Annotated in this window: 19 protein-coding genes; 9 read left to right on the top strand and 10 right to left on the bottom strand. The window is 59.0% G+C overall.

Annotation, left to right across the window (positions count from 1 at the left end):
• Positions 1–90 precede the first annotated feature (90 nt).
• Positions 91–735: a glutathione S-transferase gene (locus PSH78_RS15425; protein ID WP_305495210.1), complete on the top strand. Its 645-nt coding sequence runs from the start codon at positions 91–93 to the stop codon at positions 733–735.
• A 117-nt stretch (positions 736–852) separates the two neighbouring features.
• Here PSH78_RS15425 and PSH78_RS15420 read toward each other — a convergent pair whose 3' ends face one another.
• Positions 853–1596 carry a GntR family transcriptional regulator gene (locus tag PSH78_RS15420; RefSeq protein WP_305495208.1) on the bottom strand — a complete coding sequence of 248 codons (744 nt, stop codon included), beginning with the start codon at positions 1594–1596 and terminating at the stop codon, positions 853–855.
• Between the two features lie 134 nt (positions 1597–1730).
• Between PSH78_RS15420 and PSH78_RS15415 the strand changes: the two genes are divergently transcribed.
• From PSH78_RS15415 to PSH78_RS15400, 4 genes are read left to right on the top strand one after another with little or no spacing between them, the layout of a single operon-like run.
• Positions 1731–2570 (top strand): ABC transporter ATP-binding protein, encoded by an 840-nt coding sequence (locus PSH78_RS15415; protein ID WP_305495207.1) that lies wholly within the window; start codon positions 1731–1733, stop codon positions 2568–2570.
• Complete coding sequence (locus PSH78_RS15410; RefSeq protein ID WP_305495206.1) at positions 2567–3568, top strand: ABC transporter substrate-binding protein; 1002 nt, start codon at positions 2567–2569, stop codon at positions 3566–3568. Before PSH78_RS15415 ends, PSH78_RS15410 begins: the two co-directional genes overlap by 4 nt.
• Positions 3569–3575: 7 nt before the next feature.
• Positions 3576–4325, top strand: a complete 750-nt coding sequence (locus tag PSH78_RS15405) for an ABC transporter permease (protein WP_305495203.1) — start codon at positions 3576–3578, stop codon at positions 4323–4325.
• A gap of 52 nt (positions 4326–4377) precedes the next feature.
• The gene (locus tag PSH78_RS15400) at positions 4378–6750 is read left to right on the top strand and encodes a hypothetical protein (RefSeq protein WP_305495201.1); all 2373 of its coding nucleotides are present in this window, start codon (positions 4378–4380) and stop codon (positions 6748–6750) included.
• 207 nt (positions 6751–6957) lie between these two features.
• On the opposite strand, the gene PSH78_RS15395 is transcribed toward PSH78_RS15400, so the two are convergent.
• Both PSH78_RS15395 and PSH78_RS15390 read right to left on the bottom strand, forming a co-directional pair.
• Positions 6958–7368 (bottom strand): hypothetical protein, encoded by a 411-nt coding sequence (locus tag PSH78_RS15395; RefSeq protein WP_305495200.1) that lies wholly within the window; start codon positions 7366–7368, stop codon positions 6958–6960.
• A gap of 45 nt (positions 7369–7413) precedes the next feature.
• On the bottom strand, positions 7414–8103 hold the full coding sequence (locus tag PSH78_RS15390; protein WP_305495199.1) for a calcium-binding protein: 690 nt from the start codon (positions 8101–8103) through the stop codon (positions 7414–7416).
• 522 nt (positions 8104–8625) lie between these two features.
• Between PSH78_RS15390 and PSH78_RS15385 the strand changes: the two genes are divergently transcribed.
• On the top strand, positions 8626–9870 hold the full coding sequence (locus PSH78_RS15385) for a serine hydrolase (RefSeq protein ID WP_305495197.1): 1245 nt from the start codon (positions 8626–8628) through the stop codon (positions 9868–9870).
• A gap of 140 nt (positions 9871–10010) precedes the next feature.
• Here the strand turns inward: PSH78_RS15385 and PSH78_RS15380 are convergent, their stop codons facing one another.
• The gene (locus PSH78_RS15380; protein WP_305495196.1) at positions 10011–10571 is read right to left on the bottom strand and encodes a hypothetical protein; all 561 of its coding nucleotides are present in this window, start codon (positions 10569–10571) and stop codon (positions 10011–10013) included.
• Positions 10568–11992 carry a hypothetical protein gene (locus tag PSH78_RS15375; RefSeq protein WP_305495194.1) on the bottom strand — a complete coding sequence of 475 codons (1425 nt, stop codon included), beginning with the start codon at positions 11990–11992 and terminating at the stop codon, positions 10568–10570. The genes PSH78_RS15380 and PSH78_RS15375 overlap by 4 nt, the downstream gene beginning before the upstream one ends.
• A 170-nt stretch (positions 11993–12162) precedes the next feature.
• Here PSH78_RS15375 and PSH78_RS15370 point away from each other — a divergent pair, with 170 nt between their 5' ends.
• Positions 12163–12828 (top strand): polysaccharide lyase family 7 protein, encoded by a 666-nt coding sequence (locus tag PSH78_RS15370; RefSeq protein WP_305495192.1) that lies wholly within the window; start codon positions 12163–12165, stop codon positions 12826–12828.
• A gap of 22 nt (positions 12829–12850) precedes the next feature.
• Here the strand turns inward: PSH78_RS15370 and PSH78_RS15365 are convergent, their stop codons facing one another.
• On the bottom strand, positions 12851–13777 hold the full coding sequence (locus PSH78_RS15365; protein ID WP_305501276.1) for a DMT family transporter: 927 nt from the start codon (positions 13775–13777) through the stop codon (positions 12851–12853).
• Between PSH78_RS15365 and PSH78_RS15360 the strand changes: the two genes are divergently transcribed.
• Positions 13758–14909 (top strand): LysR substrate-binding domain-containing protein, encoded by a 1152-nt coding sequence (locus PSH78_RS15360; RefSeq protein ID WP_305495191.1) that lies wholly within the window; start codon positions 13758–13760, stop codon positions 14907–14909. The genes PSH78_RS15365 and PSH78_RS15360 overlap by 20 nt on opposite strands.
• Before the next feature lie 30 nt (positions 14910–14939).
• Here the strand turns inward: PSH78_RS15360 and PSH78_RS15355 are convergent, their stop codons facing one another.
• The 3 genes from PSH78_RS15355 to PSH78_RS15345 all read right to left on the bottom strand — a co-directional run bounded on the left by PSH78_RS15355 (position 14940) and on the right by PSH78_RS15345 (position 18022).
• A complete protein-coding gene (locus PSH78_RS15355; RefSeq protein ID WP_305495189.1) occupies positions 14940–15842 on the bottom strand; it encodes a bestrophin family protein in 903 nt (300 codons plus the stop codon).
• Positions 15843–16124: 282 nt separating this feature from the next.
• Complete coding sequence (locus PSH78_RS15350; protein WP_305495187.1) at positions 16125–16646, bottom strand: hypothetical protein; 522 nt, start codon at positions 16644–16646, stop codon at positions 16125–16127.
• 410 nt (positions 16647–17056) lie between these two features.
• Complete coding sequence (locus tag PSH78_RS15345; RefSeq protein WP_305495185.1) at positions 17057–18022, bottom strand: AraC family transcriptional regulator; 966 nt, start codon at positions 18020–18022, stop codon at positions 17057–17059.
• A 101-nt stretch (positions 18023–18123) separates the two neighbouring features.
• Between PSH78_RS15345 and PSH78_RS15340 the strand changes: the two genes are divergently transcribed.
• Positions 18124–19395: an MFS transporter gene (locus PSH78_RS15340; RefSeq protein ID WP_305495184.1), complete on the top strand. Its 1272-nt coding sequence runs from the start codon at positions 18124–18126 to the stop codon at positions 19393–19395.
• Here the strand turns inward: PSH78_RS15340 and PSH78_RS15335 are convergent.
• Positions 19367–20269 (bottom strand): LysR substrate-binding domain-containing protein, encoded by a 903-nt coding sequence (locus tag PSH78_RS15335; protein WP_305495183.1) that lies wholly within the window; start codon positions 20267–20269, stop codon positions 19367–19369. The genes PSH78_RS15340 and PSH78_RS15335 overlap by 29 nt on opposite strands.
• Between the last annotated feature and the right edge of the window lie 141 nt (positions 20270–20410).

Below are 20410 nucleotides of genomic sequence, written 5' to 3'. Positions count from 1 at the left end.
CTCCCTATCGATAGATAGACGTTGACAGTGGAAATATCGATGCCGTAGCTTATGCCTATCGATAGGTAGATAGATAGCTAAGGAGCTCGTATGAAGGTTTTTGATATCCCCGGTTTCCCCAACCCGCTGCGCATTCGTATTGTTCTGGCCGAAAAAGGTCTGGGCTCGCAAGTAGAGTTCATCAAGGTCGACCTACCCGCTGCGGAACACAAGCAACCCGCGTTCCTGGCGATCAACCCGTTGGGTACCGTCCCGGTGCTGCAACTGGATGACGGCACCAACATCAGCGAATGTACCGCAATCACCGAGTACCTGGACAATCTGGACGGCGACCCGACTCTCACCGGCAAGACGCCGAAGGAAAAGGCCATCATCCACATGATGCAAAAGCGCGCGGAGTCCGAGCTGGCGGACCCGGTCGGCTATTACTTTCATCACGCCACGCCGGGGCTCGGTGTCGCTCTGCAGCCCTACAAGAGTCCTGAATGGGAAGGCCGTATCGAGTGGGGCAACCGTCAGCACGACAAAGCGGTTGCCGGCATGCACTATTTCGATCAGATTCTGCGTCGCCAGCCATACATCGCTGGCGAGCATTTTTCCATGGCCGATATCACCGTGTATGCCGGGCTGATCTTCGCCGGTTTCGCCAGTATTGCGATCCCCGATCAGTGCAGCGCGCTCTTGGCCTGGCAGGGGAAAGTGCAGCAACGCCCAAGCGTAAGAAATCCCGCCTGATCCTGGCTGCGCCCCGACTGTTAACCAGTCGGGGCGCACGCCTTTATTGGAGCGCAGGGAAGCAAGGCGTCATAGTCCTGGATCCATATCCATAACCGCGAGTTTGGACTGTGGTCATCAACTGCCCTGAGCGGTCTTGAAAACCCCACTGAGAACAAACGCATAGCGCTCCGGCCGAATGTAGAACGTCGTGCGGTCGCAACAGCGGCCATCGGCGAAATAGGATGTGCGCTCCATGACCAGCAGCGCCGCGCCGCGTTTGACCTGCAGCGCATTGGCCAGGCTTTTGTCGGCTTCCTGAGCGCGGATCGCCAGGTCGGCGCGGGTGACCGCGAGGCCGGTGATTGATTCGAGGACGGAATAGATCGGCTGGTGTTCGACTTCACCCCAGGTAACGTCGGCCAACTCCGCCGGTAAGTGACTGCGTCCCAGAGCAATCGGTTCGTCATCGACGAAGTGCAGGCGCTCCAGCAGCAGGCAGTCGTCTGCTGCTTCAAACAAACCCCGCATGGCTTCCGGAACAGGCACCAGGGCATGGCTGAGCACCCGCATGCTCGGTTGCAGCCCTTGCAGCAACAACGCCTCATGAAAACTGCGCAACGCATCCAGGCCGTGGCGTACCTGTTTGGCTGCGACGAAGGTGCCCTTGCCTTGCTTGCGTTCCACCACGCCGTCGTCGCTGAGCTTGCCCACCGCCAGGCGAACCGTAACGCGGCTCACCCCGAACCGCTCGCCCAACTGCGCCTCGGACGGCAGCTTGCCGCTGGGTTCATAGTCGCCGCGCTGGATTTCCTCCAGCAGTTGATGGGCAATCTGTTCGTAGAGCGAGGTGCTGCTGTCGCGAAGAATGGAGGTGGACACTGTCAGCTTCCATGGCCTTGAGTGGGGCAGGGCGCCTTCACTTCTAAGGTTATAAAAATAGGTTATTGGGACTGCTTGTATTAATACGTATTATGTCAGGCATTGCCATTGTAAACGACCTGACGACACTTGCCATGCTCAAAACCCTTCCGCGCCCACAGCTGCAAGCCGATGCCCTGACAGTCGCTGATATCAGCTTTCGTTACCCCAATGGGCATACGGTGTTTTCCTCGTTCAGCCTGAACGCCAAGCCCGGTGAATTCGTCGCGATTCTCGGGCCATCCGGCTGCGGGAAAACCACGCTGTTGAACTTGCTGTCGGGTTTCATGCAGCCACAGGCCGGCCAGATCACCATCAACCAGACAGCGGTGCGGCCGGAGCGTTCGGAGTTGGGTTACGTGTTCCAGTCGCCGCAATTGTTTCCCTGGTTGAGCGCGTTGGAAAATGTCCGTTTCGGTCTGCGCATGAGCGCTGGCATCGACGCATCGCAGCAGCGCGAACAGGCCTTGCAGTACCTGCGCCTGGTCGGTCTGGAGAGCGCGGCGCATCGGCTGCCGCACCAGCTTTCCGGTGGCATGCAACAACGCGTCTCCCTGGCCCGGACCCTGGCCCTGGAGCCCAGCGTGTTGCTGATGGACGAACCGTTCGCCGCGCTCGATGCCATCAGTCGCAACAGCATGAATGAAGAGACGCTGCGCATTTGGGCCGAGCTGGGCCAGACGGTGCTGTTCATTACTCACGACATCGACGAAGCGGTGTTCCTGGCCGATCGGGTCATCGTACTGAACATTGCCCCAGGAGGGATTCACAGCGAACTGGAGATCCAGCTGCCGCGCCCCCGAACCAACCTGAAGACCCGCCGCCTGCCGGCGTTCCTTGATTACCGCAATGAGCTGATGACGCGTATCGCCCAGGTGATGAACGCGGGCGACGCCACGGTTTACCCCACCCCTCGACTTGAGCTGACAGCATGATCAAACGTTCGCTGCTTGCCCTTACCTTGTCTGCCGCCACGTTGGCCGGCAGCGCCTTCGCCGTGGCCGGTGAGGCGAAACCCTTGCGCGTGGGCTACGTCTTCGCCATGGCCAACGCTCCGGCGCTGATCGCTGAAAAACAGGGCTACTTCCGTGACGAGGGCTTGAATGTCGACCTCAAGGCGTTGGGCGATGGCCCGGTGATCCAGCAGGCACTGGCCGCCGGCGAGTTGGACGTGGCTTATGTCGGCACCCCGCCGGTGTACCAGTGGTTTTCCCGTGGGTTGCAAAGCCGGATCCTGGCGAAGGTCAATTACGGCCAGGCCGCGGTGATTGTCGACGCCAAGAGTCCCATCACCCAGCTGGAAGCGCTCAAGGGGAAAAAGCTCGCCGGGGTCAAGAAGGGCAGTGGCATGGATGTGCTGCTGCGCGGTTACGTCCTGAAGGAAAAGGCCGGGCTCGATCCTGACAAGGACCTGGACATCATCGACATGCCGCCGGGCAACATGAACGCCGCCCTTGAGCGCGGCATCGTCGATGCGGCATTTTCCTGGGAGCCCTTCGTCAGCCAGTCGGTGCTGCGCGGTTCGAGCCGGATCCTGCTAGACGTCAACCAGGCGCTGCCCCAGTACCCATGGTACGTGGTGATCGCCTTGCCAAAAACCTTGCAGGAGCGCCCGGAGGACGTGGTGAAGCTGCTACGTGCCCACCGCAAGGCGATCGCCTTCCTCAATGAGCAACCCGTCGAATCGAACCGGCTCATCGCCGAGGCTTTCAAGCTGCAAGCGGTGCAGGGCATCGACGGCAAGACCATCGCGCCGGAGGCCATCGTCGCCCAGGCGCGGACCCGGCTGGGCTGGTCGGCGGACTTGGAAGAATCGGACATCCAGTTCATCCAGCGCCTGATGAATTACTCCCATGACCTGGGTTTTATCGACACCACGCTCAAGACCGAACAGATCGTGGATACCTCCTACCTGGAAAAAGCCGCGTACTGAGCCCGTCATGTCCTTGCCAAAACCGAATTGGGGATGGGCATCGCTGCCATTCCTGTTGTTGATCTGGATCGCCCTGGCGAGCCGCTTTCCCACCTACATCCTGCCGCAGCCCTGGGACGTTGCCCGCGAGGCGCTGCGCTGGCTTGGGGATCGTTCGCTGTGGCAGCACCTGCAAGCCAGCGTGCTGGAAGAGCTGGGTGGTTTTTGCGCGGCGGTCATCGTGGCGGCCTTGCTGGGCACGGCCGCTGGCCTGTCTTCGCGCTTTCGCGATTTCATCTCGCCGCTCAACAGTCTGTTCATGGCTATTCCGCCGATTGCCTGGGCGCCGCTGATCATGATCATTTTCGGCCTGGGGTATGTCTCCATCGTGCTGGTGATTTTCATTGCCGCGATGTTCCCCATGGCGGTGACGATCCAGGAGGGCGTGCAAAGCATTCGCGGCGGTGAAGTTCGTGCGGCGCGAACCTTGGGCGCCAACGCCTGGCAGCTGTTGGCCCATGTCTATCTGCCGGCTTCGTTGCCGTTTGTGACCGCCGCCTTGCGCATCGGCTTCAGCCAGGGCTGGCGAGCGCTGGTCGCGGCGGAAATGATCGGCGCCTCCCAAGGCATCGGCTGGATGGTCTCCACCGGCGGGCAGATCGGCAACAGCAGTCAGGTGCTGCTGGGCATCGTCGTGATCGGCCTGATCGCCTGGCTCATGGAAAGCTTCGTGTTCCGGCGCATCGAGCGTCATTACCAGAAATGGCGCGTGCAATAAGCATCGCCCCACGTATTCGAACCCTTCAGTGGACCACTGCACGAGGTGTCATGTGAGTAACGTTTTCGATCCACGCGAAGCCGGGCACTACATCGCCCCGCAAGGCCTGTACGAGCGCAACAAGAAACGTCCATTCCTGGGCAGCGTCCACTGCGACCGTGACACGCTGGTCGCCGGGCAGTGGGATGAAATCACCCTGGTCTATGAGGTCGGTGGCAGCGGCTTGGCCGACGGTGCGTGGCTCAAGCTGGCCTTCAAGTTCTATTCCGACTGGGCCTTGTTCCAGACCTCGAACCCGGCCGGTCCGAACTACGTCAGCGCCGAATACCAGGCCGGTGAGTTGGTCCCCGGCCAGAGCCAGGCCACGGTGCAGCACTTGAAAGTGCGCTTCGACCAGAAGGGCCACGAACGGCCGTTCCAGAAAGCGATCATCATCGACATCATCGACGGCTACCTGAACCCTGGAGATAAAGTCATCATCCGCCTGGGCGATCGACGGCAGGGCGGAGCAGGGACACGGGTGCAGAGTTTCGTCGAAAAGGACTTCCGTTTCCGCCTGTTCATCGACCCGTTGGGCAGCTCGAAATTTGCCGAGGTGCCGGGCGATCCCTTGGTGGACATCGTGCCGGGACCGGCGCAGCGTGTGCAAGTGATCGTGCCGCGATTGGTCAGCGCCGGCGAGGCATTCGATGTGCTGTTGCGGGTGGACGATGCCTGGGGCAATACCTGCCGGAACTTGCCGCTCGAGGGTGTGCTGACCTTGCTTGACCCGGAGGGCGGCGAGCGTCAACGGCCGTTCACGCTGGCCTGCGAAGGTTGGGCGACGGCCCGTATCGAGGCGCTTGATCTCGGCGCCGTGGGTGAGTGGCGTCTGTCCGCTGAGGTGGCAGCACCTTTTGTCGACGGCGCCCTGGCCTTCGTCACTGTCGACCCTGCCGGTATCACGCTGCGCCCACTCTATGCCGACCTGCATGTGCACTCCGATGACACGGTGGGCACCAACGACACCCTGTACAACCTCAGCTACGGCCGCGATGTCGCCGGGCTCGATGTACTCGGCTACACCGCCAACGACTTCAACATCACCGAGCAGCGCTGGGACCAAGCGGTCAAGCTGATCCATGAACTCAATGAGCCGGGCCGATTCGTGTGTTATCCCGGCACCGAATGGTGCGGTAACTCCTGCGCCGGTGGCGACCGCAACGTCGTGTTCCTGCATGACCGCAAACCCGAATTCCCCTTCGACAATCAGGGCCGACTGGTGCGCTCCTTCGAATGGAACGAGTTCACCGCCGGCACCATCAAGCCCGGCGCCTGGCCGGTGGACGAGTTGTACGCCGCCTATGCCAAGGACCCCGAAGGCCATCTGATGATGCCCCACGTCGGCGGCCGTCGGTGCAACCTCGACTGGCATCACCCGGAGCTCGAACGGCTGATCGAAGTCGGTTCGGCCTGGGGCCAGTTCCATTGGGTCTACGCCGAAGCGCTGCAGCGTGGCTATCGGGTCGGCGCCGCGGCGAACAGCGACGAGCATCAAGGCCGCTGCGGTGGTGGCGTTCCAGCGACGGCAGTGTTCGGCTCCCGTGGCGGGCTGACCGGCGTGGTCGCCGAGGCTTTCGACCGCGCCAGTGTCGGCAAGGCCCTGCGCGCCCGTCGCACCTTCGCCACGACCGGCGAGCGCTCGTTCGCCAGCCTGCGCCAGGGCAAGCACTTCATGGGCGAAGTCTTCACCGCCGATTCGAATGCCATTCTGGATTATCGACTCTTGGGCGAGGCGGGCTGGGAGCAGGTCGATCTGTTCGACGGCGACCAACTGGTCTGGTCACGCAACCTGCACCAGGAACTGGGCTACAGCACACAACGCATTCGCCTGCGCCTGGGCGGCGCACGGATCAAGGATCGCTATCGCGGCGCCTACTGGTCCGGCGAAATCCGTATCACTGGCGCAGTCATCAACGGCTTTCGCGCCATGGGCCTCGATCATCCCGAGCAGACCGTATGGCGCAAGGACGCAACGGTCCTGGCGTTTCGCACCGACACCAATGGCGATACCGACAGCATCGAAATCGACCTGTCGCAACTGGCCGGCGCGACGCTGCAGATTCACAGCCGTATCGACAACTACGTCAAGGTTGGCGACCCGTCCGAACCGCAACCATACGTACATGCGCCGACGGTGGTCATGGAGCTCACCGGCGAAAAACTGCTGGCGCAATCGCAAGTGGTTGAAATTTTGCCCGGCGCGGAGTTGAAAATGTCCCTGGAACGGATGACCGCTGCGCTGTTGCCCCGTGAGTTGCAGGGCAGCATCGAACTGGCGCGGTTGGGACTTGAAGCTGGGCGAGAACATCCGTTGTTCATCTGTGCCCGGCAGCGGGATCAGTCACGGGTCTGGACGTCTGCGCTGTTTCTTGGCCTGCAATAGCATGAACGGGCCCACTGCGGTGGGCCCGTTCAGTCAGTGCTGGACGACTCCCTTGGCCTCAAGGGCACGGTAATAATCAATCTTGTCTTGCAGTGCAACGATAGCCTTCTGCATGGCAACCTCTCTTCTTCGAAGATTTCAAAAAAAAGCCCCGCCGAAGCTGGGCTTTTTTTTAGCGCGGTGTGCGGGTATCCAGAAAATCTTCTCTTATACGATTGTTGAAAACGGAAATTTCGAAGAGCGAGAGTCGGGAGATACATCTACAATCTTTCCGCCCACAGCCTCTGCTATTACTTTGGCGCGCATCGCTCCTGATTCAGGAAGACTGAGGTTGCCTATATGTCCGGCGAACTCACCGGAAATTGTTACTACGCCGGATTTATAGATTGTGGCAACAACCTGGTTGCCTTTCATAACAGTTTGAACCGCGTTCTCGGGGTCGTTGTCAGCAACAAACCGAATTTCACCTCGTTCTATCGCTTCCGCCTTGCGAGCGCCTTCATCAATCTCCCGTAACCTACGAGCGAAATCATCAGTCACTTTCACTGGCGAAAGGTTCATGTCTGCAATGCTGCGCGACATATTTGTGGTTAAACTTATGCCTTTTGAAATGTCCATGTAAAATATATCTCCTTTGTTTAAATAATGCCTGCCGCTGGAAAGTTACGCCAATACCAAACTATGCAGAGAGGAATCGGTGTACGAAGTTTCGTCAGGAGTCAATAGTTGGGATAGATCAAATTTGGCGCCAGTGCTGTCCGTCAAATATTCAATATTGGTGTTTTCATCATTCAAGTAGAAGTCTTGAATGATAACGCCGTGCTGGATCGATCCATTTTCGTCCACGCCGGCCGATGTAAATAACAAAAGATCATTACTGGAGGCGAGGTGCTGAAAATAGATATCGTTAAAAGTTGCGTTGGAAAATCCAAGCGTGTCAGTTCCGCCGCCGTAGCCCGCGATTCCGGCTGCCGTGAGACCATCATTGATGATATCAACCCCCGAGTTCACGGAATAACGATAATCATCATTGCCGTAGTTGCCATGTAAACGATCATTGCCGGCGCCACCGGATAGGGAGTCGTTTCCAGCTCCGGTAGCATCGAGAGTATTGTCTCCGACAATAAAATCGTCTCCATCCCCTCCATATAATCGGTCAGATCCCTCGTTGCCGATTACCATATCGTTTCCAGCATTGGCGTATATCACATCATTGCCTGTTCCTGCTTCAATGATGTCATTGAAATTACTTCCATTTATGGTGTCGTTTCCTCCGAAACCATACATGAAAGAAGCTTCAATAGCCGACAAGTTATTGTCGCTGTTGTCGCCCTTAACAATAGCCATAGCCATAGTTATCTCCTGAAAATATATAAATTTCGTCCTTAAGCGCCGTGTGGAATAAAATCCTGAGCGCCTACGAAGGCTAGCATGTGACTTGCACATCGTGAAACATTATTCGTCCAGTTACAAAGGTATTGCTGAGTATGCAACTTCTAGGGTCTGTAAGAAACTTCCGATAAACCCAACTGTTGTTCTTAAAATGCTGGGACTTGGTAGCGTTTGCACCATCAACGGAACGGAATTATGTAATGACAAAGTGTTACGAACTATCGGGTGAGGCCAGGGATGTAGATCTCCGAACTCTTCATCGAAACCCATGGCCGGGGGGGGCGGCCTCGCTTGAACGACCGATGGATGCTGATAGTAAAAGGCGGTAAAAGGGGGGCAGCCTTATCTCCAGCAAATAAATCTGTCGCCTTTTCTGCAACAGCAGCGTCCTTCAGCCCGGGCGTGATTTCAATGAGTAGGCTATGGTTCATGCGGGCGCGTGTCTTGACGTGCGTGAATAGCAAATCGAAATAAGGATAGGTTATGCACTCATCCGCTATTTTTGGTGTGGCTGCGGCTGGTCGCTCGCTGCTTCTCTCGCTCGGTCTGCTCGCTGCGGGGGGCACCGCGGGCGCATGGGCTGAGGATTATCCCCACGCCCAGGAACCGATTGGCACCGTGGAGCAGATCTATGACGGCGCCATGCTCCCCGATCTGGCGGTCAGTACCTACCGCAACATCGACCGGCTGTTCCCTACCCACAGGATCAAAGCCGGCGATCACCCGTATGCGCTGCCGAAATCAGACAAACAGTTGTCCAACGTTCGCTTCACTGTCGGAGACAAAAAGTACGACCTGTATGACTTCGTCGCACTGGACAGCATTACGGCGATGCTTGTGCTCAAGGACGGCAAGATCGTGTTCGAGACCTACCAGCGAGGCAACACCGAGAAAACCCGATGGATGTCGATGTCGATAGCCAAGTCCATTACCTCCACGCTGGCGGCTGCAGCGATCAAAGACGGCCTTATCAAGAGCCTTGATGCGCAAGTGGTGGATTACGTTCCCGCGCTCAAGGGCAGCGCCTATGAAGGCGTGACCGTGCGCAACGTGCTGATGATGTCTTCGGGCGTGAAGTGGAACGAGACCTACACCGATCCGGCGTCCGATCGTCGCGCGCTACTCAAGGCGCAGATATCGCAGAAACCGCATTCGGCCATGGCCTTGATGGCAAGTTTGCCGCGAGCGGCCGAGCCCGGCACGGCCAACACTTACAGCACTGGCGAAACGCAGGTACTCGGCGAGATCGTCCGTGGCGCTGTGAAGATGCCGCTGGCCGATTATCTATCGCAGAAGATCTGGCAGCCGTTCGGTATGGAGAGTGATGCCCGGTGGTGGCTCGATTCGCCTGACGGCGTGGAAATCGGTGGCAGTGGTATCAGCGCCACACTGCGCGATTATGGACGCTTCGGGCTGTTTTTCATGAACGGCGGCAAGATCAATGGCACCTCGATTCTCCCCGAAGGCTGGGTCAAGGAGGCGACGCTGCCGACCACCCTCAAAGGCGGCAAGTCCCTGGACTACGGTTACATGTGGTGGACGGCGTGGACCGAGCCGTCGGTGAAAGACGGCGCCTATTCGGCGGTCGGTATCCAGGGCCAGAACATCTACGTCAACCCTGCCAATAACGTCGTGATCGTCACCTTCGGTGCCCAGCCCAAGCCGGTGGACAAAGAGCCGATCGACCCGATGGTATTCTTCGATGCCGTGGTAGCTGCGTTGAAGTAAATTTGCGCATCGGATGACGTTAAGCTTCGTTACGCGAAAGAACGACTGCGAGAGCAACCAAGAGCGACCTGTTCCGTTGGATGACATTCCCGCGTCAGGAGTGCTAACTGCCTAAGACAGGAACTATCCAGGCTTGCGTTTCACACCAAGGAGTCAACCACTCCAACCAATTGAAAAACGTCTTCCTCCAAAGACTCGGCGAAGATGATGTTCAAGTCGCGGTAACCGGAGTGATCCCCTGCCAGGCTCAATTCGAATCGAGCCCCAGATGCATCGGCTTCGTAGCTCTTCAGGTAAGTCAGGTTCTTGGCTTGATTAAAAACCACGTCCAACGTGCTGTTGTAACCATTTCCCAGTCGGGTGAAGCCCAAGGCGGACAAGTCGATCGTGTCTTCACCGGTATAGTCAATCAGGCGATCAGTGTGGTTTTCGGTGGCGGTACGGTAGCTGTCGCTCAAAGCGTCGAAGCGGAATACATCGTTGTTGCCGCCACCCGCCGATAGGTCCCGACCATTTCCGCCAACCAATACATCATTCCCCAGCGCGCCATTAAGGCGGTCATCTCCGGCGAATCCTTCGATGATTTCGCCGCGAGCGTTGCCTTGTAGACGATCAGCCCCGTCGGTGCCTATCAACCTGGCTTGCTGAAACAGGATGTTGGTTTCATTCAGCGTCTGGCCCAGGTTACCGTCGAAGATCACTTCGAAGCGTTCCCCATCCGCGTTGGCCTCGAAACTCTTGAGGTAGGTCCGGGTCCCGCTTTCATTGACTCGTATCGCCAGCGTTCCGTCATGTCCATTGCCCAGCCGAGGAAACCGAGGGAGGAGAGGTCGATCGTATCGGCGCTGGGGTCGAAGTCGGTGATTCGGTCGCTATGGGCCGTGGTTGCGGTTCGGTAGCTGTCTGCGGCTGACTGGTAACGGAACGTATCGGCCCCGGCGCCGCCCGTCAGCAGGTCACGACCTTGCTGGCCATCGAGCAGATCGTCACCGGCCCCGCCAGAGATCGCGTCGTCGAACGAGGCGGTACCGAGCAGGAAGTCATCCTCGCGGCCACCGTCAAGGTGGTGATAGCCATCGTCGGGATTGCCAAAGCCGAGGTCCAGACTACCGTCGGGGTTCAACTGAACCAAGGCGGCCAGATAGCCGTCCGCGCTCGTCCCTTGGCTTCCGCCAATCAATAGCTTGCCGTTGGCCAGCACGATCATGTCGGCGACTGCGAAAGGAGCGCTTTGTGAGCCCCAACTCACCTTACCCTGATCACCGAAACCGCTGTCGAGCGAGCCGTCGGCATTGAGGCGGATGACGCTCGCCACGCCGCCCGAGGCGCCCGCCAGCAGGATTTTGCCGTCATCCTGGATGACGAGGGCGTCTGGGTGAACATCCAGGGCGAGGCTGCCCCCGTGCGCAAAGCTGCTATCCAGAGTGCCGTCCGGATTGAGGCGAGTCAGGGTATCTCGCCCGGTGACCAATACCTTCCCGTCTCCCTGCAGCGAAACGTCGATCGCGCTGCCGGGTTGAATGCCCACGGACGCTGGCAGGTGCAGGACCCCAGCCTCGCCGAAAGACGAGACCAAGGTCCCCGTCGCGTCGAAGCGAGCGATATGGATCTCCCCGGAGGGATACCCGGCGCTTGCGAAAAAGCTGCCGTCGCGTTGTACGGAGAACGACGCTTGCTGGCCTAGATCGTCATTCCAATAGAAAGGCACCGTCGCGGTGCCGCCATTCCCGAAACTGGTATCGAGGCTGCCGTCAGCCAAGGTACGGCTTACACCCGAAACCCAGGCATCGCCCACTTTCACGTAGAGCGCCGCCAGGTAGCCCCCTCCCGGCTGCACCGCAGCGTTACCACCGTCCTCGATATCGAGCGACACAGGGAGGAGGGACTTACCGTCTCCACTGAAGTTGCGATCCAGGCTACCGTCGGCATTGAACCGGACCAGGCTGCCGGTGAAGCCTGAATCCTCTTCGCCTCCTAATCCCAGGCGACTGTAGGCGCCAAGCCAGATGGCACCGTCCGGATCGACCGTAATACCTGCGACGGTGTCCGAGCCCCATAAGGTCGTGGTTACCATGCCGGTGTTCCGCGCAACTGAAGCGGCGGGCGAAATGCTCTGACTCATGTCCATGCCTCCGGTAGCTATCTGGCGCCGAAAACTATAGACAGGGCTCAATCAGGTTGCCACTTTATGGAACGAAGGGAGGTTTTTGGCACTGCCCGACAGAAGTCCTGTCCACAAGGGCTTTTGCCATACCTGCAAATTGAGCCACGACCCATCAGGGAGCCCATGCCATGATCGATCTAAGCACTTGGAACCTGACCATCCCGGTCGGCACGCCTGCCCGAGTCATCGAGACGCCACGCTTGGTGGACGGTTACTCGGATGCGTATTTCCGCTCCGGCAATACGTTGTTTTTCTGGGCGCCGGTGACGGGCGGGACTACGTCAAGATCCGAGTTTCCCCGTAGTGAACTTCGCGAGACGTACAAGAACGGTGAGCTGCGCAACTGGACGTACCCCGAAGCGGATCACCGGATGACGGCCAGCCTGTCCGTCAACCAGGTGCCGTCGGAAGGCAGGGTGGTGATCGGCCAGATTCATACCTACCAGGGCAAGGGCCCGCTGTTGAAGGTCGAATATGTCTACGATAAAGCCAGGAAGACCGGCAGCGTGATTGCCAACTATCGCCTCAAGCCGGGCAGTACGGACACCAAGGTGGTGATTGTCGAGGATGTCGAGTTGAACAAGCGGTTCACCTACGAGGTTCGTTTGAGCTCGGCGGGCTACCTGCATGTGATTTCGCAAGGAAATCGGTGGGGCAGGCAGCTCAGCAAAAGCTGGCAGGGCAAACAGCTGTATTTCAAGGCTGGCGCATACACCTTGGATAATACCGGCTACAAGAGCGAAGGCGGGCAGGTGACGTTCAACAAGCTGGAGGCCAGGCACAGCAAGGGGTGATTCGGCATGCCTGGACACGCCTTCATGACTGCATCTTCTCCTTGCGATTTTCCAGTGTCGGGCAACTTTTATCATCCCCTGTCTGCCCAACCGCTTTGCTGAGATTCACTACGAGCAGGCCGACAATAGTCAGGCTTGCGCCCAGCAGAAATCCGGAGCTCGTTTGCTCTCCGAGCCACAGATAACCCATCAGTACGCCAAACAGCGGACTCATGAAGGCCAGCACTCCAAGACGAGCTGCGAAGTAGCGACGAAGCATCCAGAACCAGATCAAGTAGCTTGCCACTGACACGATTAATGTCTGGAAAACCAGGCTGGCCACTGCGCCGGTAGAGAAAGTCATCGAGCTTTGGCCTGCTACCAGGCTTATAGGCAGCAGAAAGAGAAAGGCCCCTGCCAGTTGGTAAAACAGGGTCTGGGTTGCCGGAGCTTCACTAAGGCGACTGGTACGCACCGCTACCGTCGTAAATCCCCAAGTAGCACCCGCGCACAAGCCCAGCAGGTCACCCAGAAGGCTGTTTGCATTGGTGATTTGAATCGCTGTCCCGTCCCGTGGCATGAGGAAGGTGATGGCAATCCCTGCGAACGCCAGAGACATACCAGACCATTGAGTCGCGCTAAGGCGCTCCTCCGGCAAGCGTAGATGCAGACCAATGGCGGCGAACAAGGGCGCTGTATAAAGGAAAACCGCCATATGTGAAGCACTTGTCCAGCGTAGCCCTTGCGCGATAAACAGAAATTCGCTGGCGAACAGAACGGCCACGACCAGCCCGGAGCGGCACCAGACACTTGGCAACCACATCTCCCGCATGATGCATTTTCCGATCAACCAGACCAAGGCTGCAGCGACTCCGGAGCGAACGGCGACCTGCATAATAGGCGCCATGTCACCAGCAACCGCCTTCATTGCCACTTGCTGGGCGCCCCAAATGAGGCACAGCAGCACCATCACCGCCGTGGCAGCCCCGTCTACTGACTTCCTCACTTATTGGCACCTTTTATTGCTGATGATTTGGACAACCATTTATTCCTCACTCGGTTGGGTACGGCCGGCCACCTGCCGGACGATCGGCATTGGTTTTTCCTTTGGAAATCGGAATTCGCTCTGCGCTGTGGCGAAATTCGATTGTGGGAATGTACGCAAGCCGCTACAAATCATGTGTTTTCGATCTATAGAAGAGAAAAACTACGTCATGAGAGCTGACACGCCCCTCAAGGCTATCGCTTGCTTCGACGCGGTCATGCGCACTGGCAGCGTCAGCGTCGCTGCAACCCAGTTGTTCGTAACGCCGGGAGCAGTCGGGCAACAGATCCGCAAACTGGAAGGTTGGCTAGGCACGCCACTGTTCGTACGCAGTGTGCGCAGGCTGCAACCAACGGCGGAGGCTCTGAGCTACTGGGAGCAGGTGAAGCCGGCTCTTCGCCAGCTGGAGACAGCCAACCTGGCGGTCCGGGGTCTTAGAGACAGGCAGGTACGGTTGAGTCTGCCGCCGGCGTTCGCCAAGTCCTGGTTCGCAAAACGCATGCCGTTGTTCACCGAGCGCTATCCAGAAGTGCGACTGCACCTGAGTGCATCTACCGATACCGTGGATTTCAATGAGGCCGCCTGCGACCTGGCAGTGCGCCATTTCGATGGATATGCCAGTGACGTGCACGCAGAACTGCTCTTGCCAGACGAGGTAAGGGTCTATTGCAGCCCGGCCTACCGCGAACGGCTCCAGTTGCATGACCTTGATTGTCTGCCGGGAGCAACCTTGCTTTATACGACTTCTCATGCCCACTGGTCTCAATGGCTATCATCGGTCGGCATGTCCCCCGATAGCTTCTCCAGCAGTCTCAAATTCGATCAGTCCGAGTTGGCAATCGACGCGGCGCGGCGCGATCAAGGTTTGGTGCTCACCAGCCCATGGCTGGTTGAGGACGACATGGAGCAAGGCCTTCTTGTACCTGTCGTTGACGCTGTATTGAAGACTGGCAAGGGCTATTATTTGGTACAGGCCAAAGATGTGGTGCTGGGTGAGGCAGCCCAACTGTTGCGCCAGTGGCTATGTGAAGTAGCGCTGCGAGTTCAACAACACTGATGACTTGAGGGGCCATTACAGAGTTTTTCTTCAAGCGTTCTCTTCAATCCTGCGCACATCACCCAGCGAATCGCGCTGCATCGACTGCAGGTTCTTTTCGATGGTTTCGCACAGCGCATCCATCTGAATCTGATGTTCGCTGTGGCGGAACGGGCTTTGCAGATCGGTGCCGATGCGCTCGATGGCCAGCAGCATGAACCCAACCACGGTCGAAGCCAGCGGCGTGAACCAGCCCAGGGATTCCACCAGTCCAACCGGCACAATCAGGCAGAACAGCGAAATAAACAGCCGTGGAAAATACACATAAGGATAGGGCAGCGGCGTATTCGCGATCCGCTCCATGCCGCCCTGACTGTTGGACAGGTCCACCAGCGTCGACTCAAGACGCGCCAGGCGAATACTGTCCAAGTGTCCGGCCTTGTATTCGCGCGCCAGCAACGTCGCCGAGCCGGTGAGGATATCGTTGGCAAAGTTATTGGTCGTGCCACTGCGGGCAAACTCTTCGTCCGGAATAAACGCCCGCACCTCCTCGGGACAAGGCTGGCCTTGCAGATGCGCGGCGAGGCAATTCACATAAGCGACGTGGCGACGCAACAGGGTCGACTTGACCGGATTCACCTCGCTGCCGGGGTCGTCCAGCAGCGTCAGCACCTGACGGGCGAAGCTGCGTGAATTGTTGATCATCGTCCCCCACAGCGTCCGTGCTTCCCACCAGCGGTTGTAAGCACTGCTGTTGCGGAAACTGATCAACACCACCAACGCCGAGCCGAGCAAGGTCAGCGGCATCAGCGGCAGGTTCAACTTGGCGTTGAGAAACAGCATGAAGTCCACCGTGACGGCGATGTCCCAGAGCAACAACCAGAACAAAGCCCAGCCCACGTAGCCCATGGTCTTGACGATCAGACGATAATTTTTGACGATGGCAGCTTTCAAACGGAAACCTCGTGGCGAGCAGTTAGCTTAAACGCTTAAGCTCGGACGATGCTTGGGGGCAAAGGTTCGGTTGACGCAGGAAGCATGACATTCTGGCCGATGAGATTGGCAAGCAGCCTTAAAAAGGGGCAGATTTATTTCCAGCCAACAAATCTGTCCCCCTTTTCAGCGCTTTTCACCGCTTTCGCTGCAGAACAGTGGTCGGTAATCGGTGTCGTTGCCCGGGAGGGCGTTATCCGCCCGTGATGGTATCCAACTCGCAACGGATGCCGTGCGGTGTCCCTATTCTTTAACGAACTTCAGGCATGCGAACCCAGTCTTGATTTGCAGCTGTTGAATGGGTTCGACGCTTTCCTGGTCGCCGACTTTCTTGACGACGCCTACGCCGCAAAAATATTCGTCGCGATTGAAGATAGGAAGAATGCCTGTCCTGGGCTTGCTCCAAGAGCCTTGGACCAAGGTATACGTGGCGCCGTTCTGTGGAGTGAAAGAGAACGGTATCTGGCAAACGCTGCCTCCTGCCACCCGCCCATAGGTCAGGATCAGCTCCTTATTAACGGCGACCCGAGATTCGATATGGTCGCCGTTAGAGGGCAGGATGGTGTAACCCGCATAGCATCCATTGTCGCTGAACGTCATGGCATCCAGTCTCGCACCATTTCCAGCCTTGAGGCGAACCGTTGCGGAGGGTTCACCGGGGGCGGGAACGACATACTGCTTGCCCTGCAAAAACGAAGTGCAACCGCTAATGACCAACACGCCGGCCAGCAAGATACATTGACTGGGCTTTTGATTGAGGTGCATCCATCTCTCCTTGATTATATTGGGTGCCCTAGGCATCCCTGGGCTTGGGACTGCCGAGTAGCGGGCTGATATTTCGGTCCTTAAGCTTTGCTTAAAGAGCAGCAATACGTCTACTTCTGGCCGAAAGTCACCGGTTGCGAAGGGCACCAACCGGCCAAAAGCGGCGTTCGATCCACTACCTTCAGTCACAGCATTTATGATCCCGTCCATAACGCCGTTGCAACAATCATAGAGCGGAGATCCTTGTAGATAGCCTTCCGCAACCGCGACGGACAGCTCGTTCAGCGGCGATCGGCCACTGACGCGCCCACGATGCCCGCGCCAATGACAACTACGCGTTTGCGCTGCATATCACTTTCGTTACTGCCGACGTGAAAAATCAACCACGTCGTCCTATCCGCCTGTCAAGGCTAGAGAGCCGACTGCCTCGACTGACGACTCAACCCAGGCGTCTTGCCCGTAACGCGCTTGAATGCGCGGCTGAAAGCGGCCTGGGAGGTGTAGCCCAGGCGTTGCGCCACTTCTTCGATCGGCAGCCTTTCGAGCGTCAGCCACTGGCTCGCGAGCCGCATCCGCAGTTCGGTGACGTAGCGCAGCGGGGCCATGCCGATAGTCGCCTGGAAACGGTCGGCGAAGACCGAGCGCGAGGTATTGCATTGTTCCGCCAGCTGCGCAACGGTCCAGTCGCGGCCCGGTTGTTGATGGAGCGCGAGAAGTGCGTTGGCCAGGCGCTGATCGCGCAATGCGGCGACCAGGCCAGAGGCATTGCCGCAGGCGCACTCCACCCAACCGCGCACGACCATGGCGGCCACCACGTCGGCCAGCCGCGCGAGGATGCCGGCGAAGCCGACACGTGCGGCGCTGGCTTCGCGTTCCATGGTGGTCAGGATAGGCATCAGTCCGGGGTATCGCTGGCCGCCGGCATCAATCAGCATCAGGCCCGGCATCAGCCTGCCCAGGCCATGGATGCTGCCCAGTTCAAACTCCATGCAGCCGCTGAACAGAATGGTCGTCGGCGTGGGGCTGGCATCGTTTCCGGTATTCACCGCGCTGACGGCATCGCCGAGGGGAGCGCCGTCCAGGCGATCGATGTCCTGAACCGGCGCGTCCACATGGGACAGCAGTTGGTGGGCCGCCCCATGGGAAATGAACACGGCATTGCCGGCCGACAGCGCATAGGTGGTTCCGTCTTCCATCCGCAGCAGTGCATTGCCGACCGCCAGGAAGTGGAACCAGGCGTGTCCGGGTTTGGCAGCGAAGCCCAGGCCGAAGGCTGGACCGGCCTGGATACGCCGGTACTCGACACCACGCAGGCGCATACCGCGCAACAGCTCGTTGATGAGATCCGAGGAGAGGGCAAACTGATCGGTGGGCATGGTTCAGGTGTTTCGGTCAAAAAGTCGAGGTTTTCGATCATAGATCATCCGGGTTCGCGCGCCTAGACTGCGGGTCGCAATGAAATTCGGAGATCCGTGTAATGACTGATTGTGTGTGTAATGCCGTACCCGGCAGCCGTTCCGGCGTCGGGCCGGATGTGGAGCCGACAACCCCCGCGTGGATGGCCGTTTTCTCGCTGGCAATGGGCGTGTTCGGATTGCTGACCGCCGAGTACCTTCCGGCCAGCCTGTTGACGCCGATGGCGATCGACCTGGGAGTGTCCGAAGCGCTGGCTGGCCAGGCGGTAACGGTGACCGCCGTGGTCGCGTTGTTCGCTGGCCTGTTGGTGCCTGGCCTGACCCGCGGCATCGATCGCCGCTGGGTGCTGCTGGGTTTTTCCACGTTGATGATCGCATCCAATCTACTGGTCGCCGTTTCTTCCAGCCTCGCGGTGCTGTTGCTGATGCGGATCTTGCTGGGGATTGCCCTTGGCGGGTTCTGGAGCATGGCGGCAGCGGTTGCGATGCGCCTGGTACCGGCGGCTTCGTTGCCGCGAGCGCTCTCGATCATTTTCAGCGGCATCGCCATCGGGACGGTGGTTGCGGTCCCGCTGGGCAGCTACCTGGGCGGCCTGTATGGTTGGCGCAGCGCGTTCTTTGCAGCGGCGGCGGTAGGTGTGGTGACCCTGGCTTTCCAGTCGTTCACGCTGCCGCGCCTTGCGCCACGCAAGCCGGCACGCCTGCGCACTGTACTTGAAGTGTTGCGGCGCCCGGGCATCGCCATGGGCATGTTCGCTTGCGTGCTGGTGCACAGCGGACATTTCGCGATGTTCACTTATGTCCGGCCATTTCTCGAAGGGACTACCGGCATCGACGCGCAAGGGCTGTCGCTGATGCTGCTGGGTTTCGGTGTGGCGAACTTCGCCGGCACGCTGTTGGCCGGTTGGCTGCTTGAGCGTCATCCGCTGGCCACCCTGGTATTGATGCCGGCGCTGGTAGGCGTTGCCGCACTGGCGTTGGTGCTGTTGCCGGCCTCGGTGCCGGGTCAGGCGGTGCTGCTGGCGATCTGGGGCCTGGCCTTTGGCGGTGTGCCGGTGGCGTGGTCGAACTGGGTCGCCAGCGCGGTGCCTGATCAGGCGGAAAGCGCCGGGGGCATGGTGGTGGCGTCCGTGCAGTCGGCCATCGCAACGGGCGCCGCCGCTGGCGGTGCGATGTTCAGCCTCGGTGGCAGCGCCGGCGTATTCGTCGCGGCGGCTGTGCTGATGCTGCTGGCCGCATTGCTGATTGCGTTGCGGGTCCAGGTTGGTTCTGCCCATGGCAGTGCCCAGGCCACGACGGCGCCGCTCACTGCCAATCCTTCGCAACGGCAGTGAGCATCTCATGAATCAGTTGACCGAACCGTTGTGTCAGCAAGCCTTGCGGCCTGTCTGCCGGTAGCAGCAGGTAGGTCGAGAAGCGTATCTGTGGGCGAAAGGGGCGAATTTCGATGCCCGTATGCAGGTACTCCAGCGCCACGATCGGGCTGACGATGCTGACGCCCAGGCCCAGACCCACCAACGAGCAAACCGTGGCGGCGTAGGGCGTTTCCAGGCTCAGTTTCCGATGGCCCCGGTCTTCGGGGAACGCCCGGTCGACCCGGGCACGAGAGCCGTCGTTTTGCGACAGAGAAATGAATTCCTCGCCCTTGAGATCCTCCGGTCCGACGCAGGCCAGTGCGCTCAGGCGATGACCCTTGGGGAATATGCACACGCCTGGCACGTCGCAGATCAACCGGGTCGCCACCCCCGGCATGTCCTCGCCGACGTAGGACACCAGCCCCAGATCGCAAAATTGCGAGGCCGTCCAATGGGCAACCATCGGTGAGTCGTTGGTATGGAGCGAGATCGCAACGTCCGGGTTCTCCTGGCGAAAGCGTTGGATCACGCGAGGCAACACTGTCAGCGACAGGGAGGGGACCGCGGCGATACGCAAGCGCCCCGTGCCGACGCGGCGGATGTTCTGCGCGGCTTTCTCCAGGCTGTGCAGCCCGATGAACGCCCGCTCGACATCGGCGAACAGCGCGGCCCCCTCATCGGTGGGTAGCAAGCGTCCGGCGACCCGTTCGAACAGCTTGAAACCAGCGTTGCGCTCAAGTTGGGCAATCAAACGACTGATGTTGGGCTGGGAGGTATGCAGGGACTCGGCCGCGGCGGTCATCGAGCCACTCAACATGACTGCGCGAAAGGCTTCGACTTGTTTGAAGTTCATGGCGTCCCATATCAATTTGGTATGAATGACTGATGAATTGTCATTTGTTTGCATGAGCCACAGGCTTTATAAATCTTTCCATCGACGTGAGCGCGAAGGCGGGAACGGCGATGCGGTTCGAGCATACGGCAGTCATAAGCA

The sequence above is a fragment of the Pseudomonas sp. FP198 genome (genome assembly GCF_030687895.1).
GTDB lineage: Bacteria > Pseudomonadota > Gammaproteobacteria > Pseudomonadales > Pseudomonadaceae > Aquipseudomonas.
Note: the sequence above shows the minus strand (reverse complement) of the source record. Positions and strands in the feature narration are given on the sequence as shown.

Coding starts and splice junctions, on each gene's coding strand:
- PSH78_RS15425 (WP_305495210.1), top strand. CDS start 91: ATGAAGGTTTTTGATATCCCCGGTTTCCCCAACCCGCTGCGCATTCGT.
- PSH78_RS15415 (WP_305495207.1), top strand. CDS start 1,731: ATGCTCAAAACCCTTCCGCGCCCACAGCTGCAAGCCGATGCCCTGACA.
- PSH78_RS15410 (WP_305495206.1), top strand. CDS start 2,567: ATGATCAAACGTTCGCTGCTTGCCCTTACCTTGTCTGCCGCCACGTTG.
- PSH78_RS15405 (WP_305495203.1), top strand. CDS start 3,576: ATGTCCTTGCCAAAACCGAATTGGGGATGGGCATCGCTGCCATTCCTG.
- PSH78_RS15395 (WP_305495200.1), bottom strand. CDS start 7,368: ATGGACATTTCAAAAGGCATAAGTTTAACCACAAATATGTCGCGCAGC.
- PSH78_RS15390 (WP_305495199.1), bottom strand. CDS start 8,103: ATGGCTATGGCTATTGTTAAGGGCGACAACAGCGACAATAACTTGTCG.
- PSH78_RS15385 (WP_305495197.1), top strand. CDS start 8,626: ATGCACTCATCCGCTATTTTTGGTGTGGCTGCGGCTGGTCGCTCGCTG.
- PSH78_RS15375 (WP_305495194.1), bottom strand. CDS start 11,992: ATGAGTCAGAGCATTTCGCCCGCCGCTTCAGTTGCGCGGAACACCGGC.
- PSH78_RS15370 (WP_305495192.1), top strand. CDS start 12,163: ATGATCGATCTAAGCACTTGGAACCTGACCATCCCGGTCGGCACGCCT.
- PSH78_RS15360 (WP_305495191.1), top strand. CDS start 13,758: ATGAGGCACAGCAGCACCATCACCGCCGTGGCAGCCCCGTCTACTGAC.
- PSH78_RS15365 (WP_305501276.1), bottom strand. CDS start 13,777: ATGGTGCTGCTGTGCCTCATTTGGGGCGCCCAGCAAGTGGCAATGAAG.
- PSH78_RS15350 (WP_305495187.1), bottom strand. CDS start 16,646: ATGCACCTCAATCAAAAGCCCAGTCAATGTATCTTGCTGGCCGGCGTG.
- PSH78_RS15345 (WP_305495185.1), bottom strand. CDS start 18,022: ATGCCCACCGATCAGTTTGCCCTCTCCTCGGATCTCATCAACGAGCTG.
- PSH78_RS15340 (WP_305495184.1), top strand. CDS start 18,124: ATGACTGATTGTGTGTGTAATGCCGTACCCGGCAGCCGTTCCGGCGTC.
- PSH78_RS15335 (WP_305495183.1), bottom strand. CDS start 20,269: ATGAACTTCAAACAAGTCGAAGCCTTTCGCGCAGTCATGTTGAGTGGC.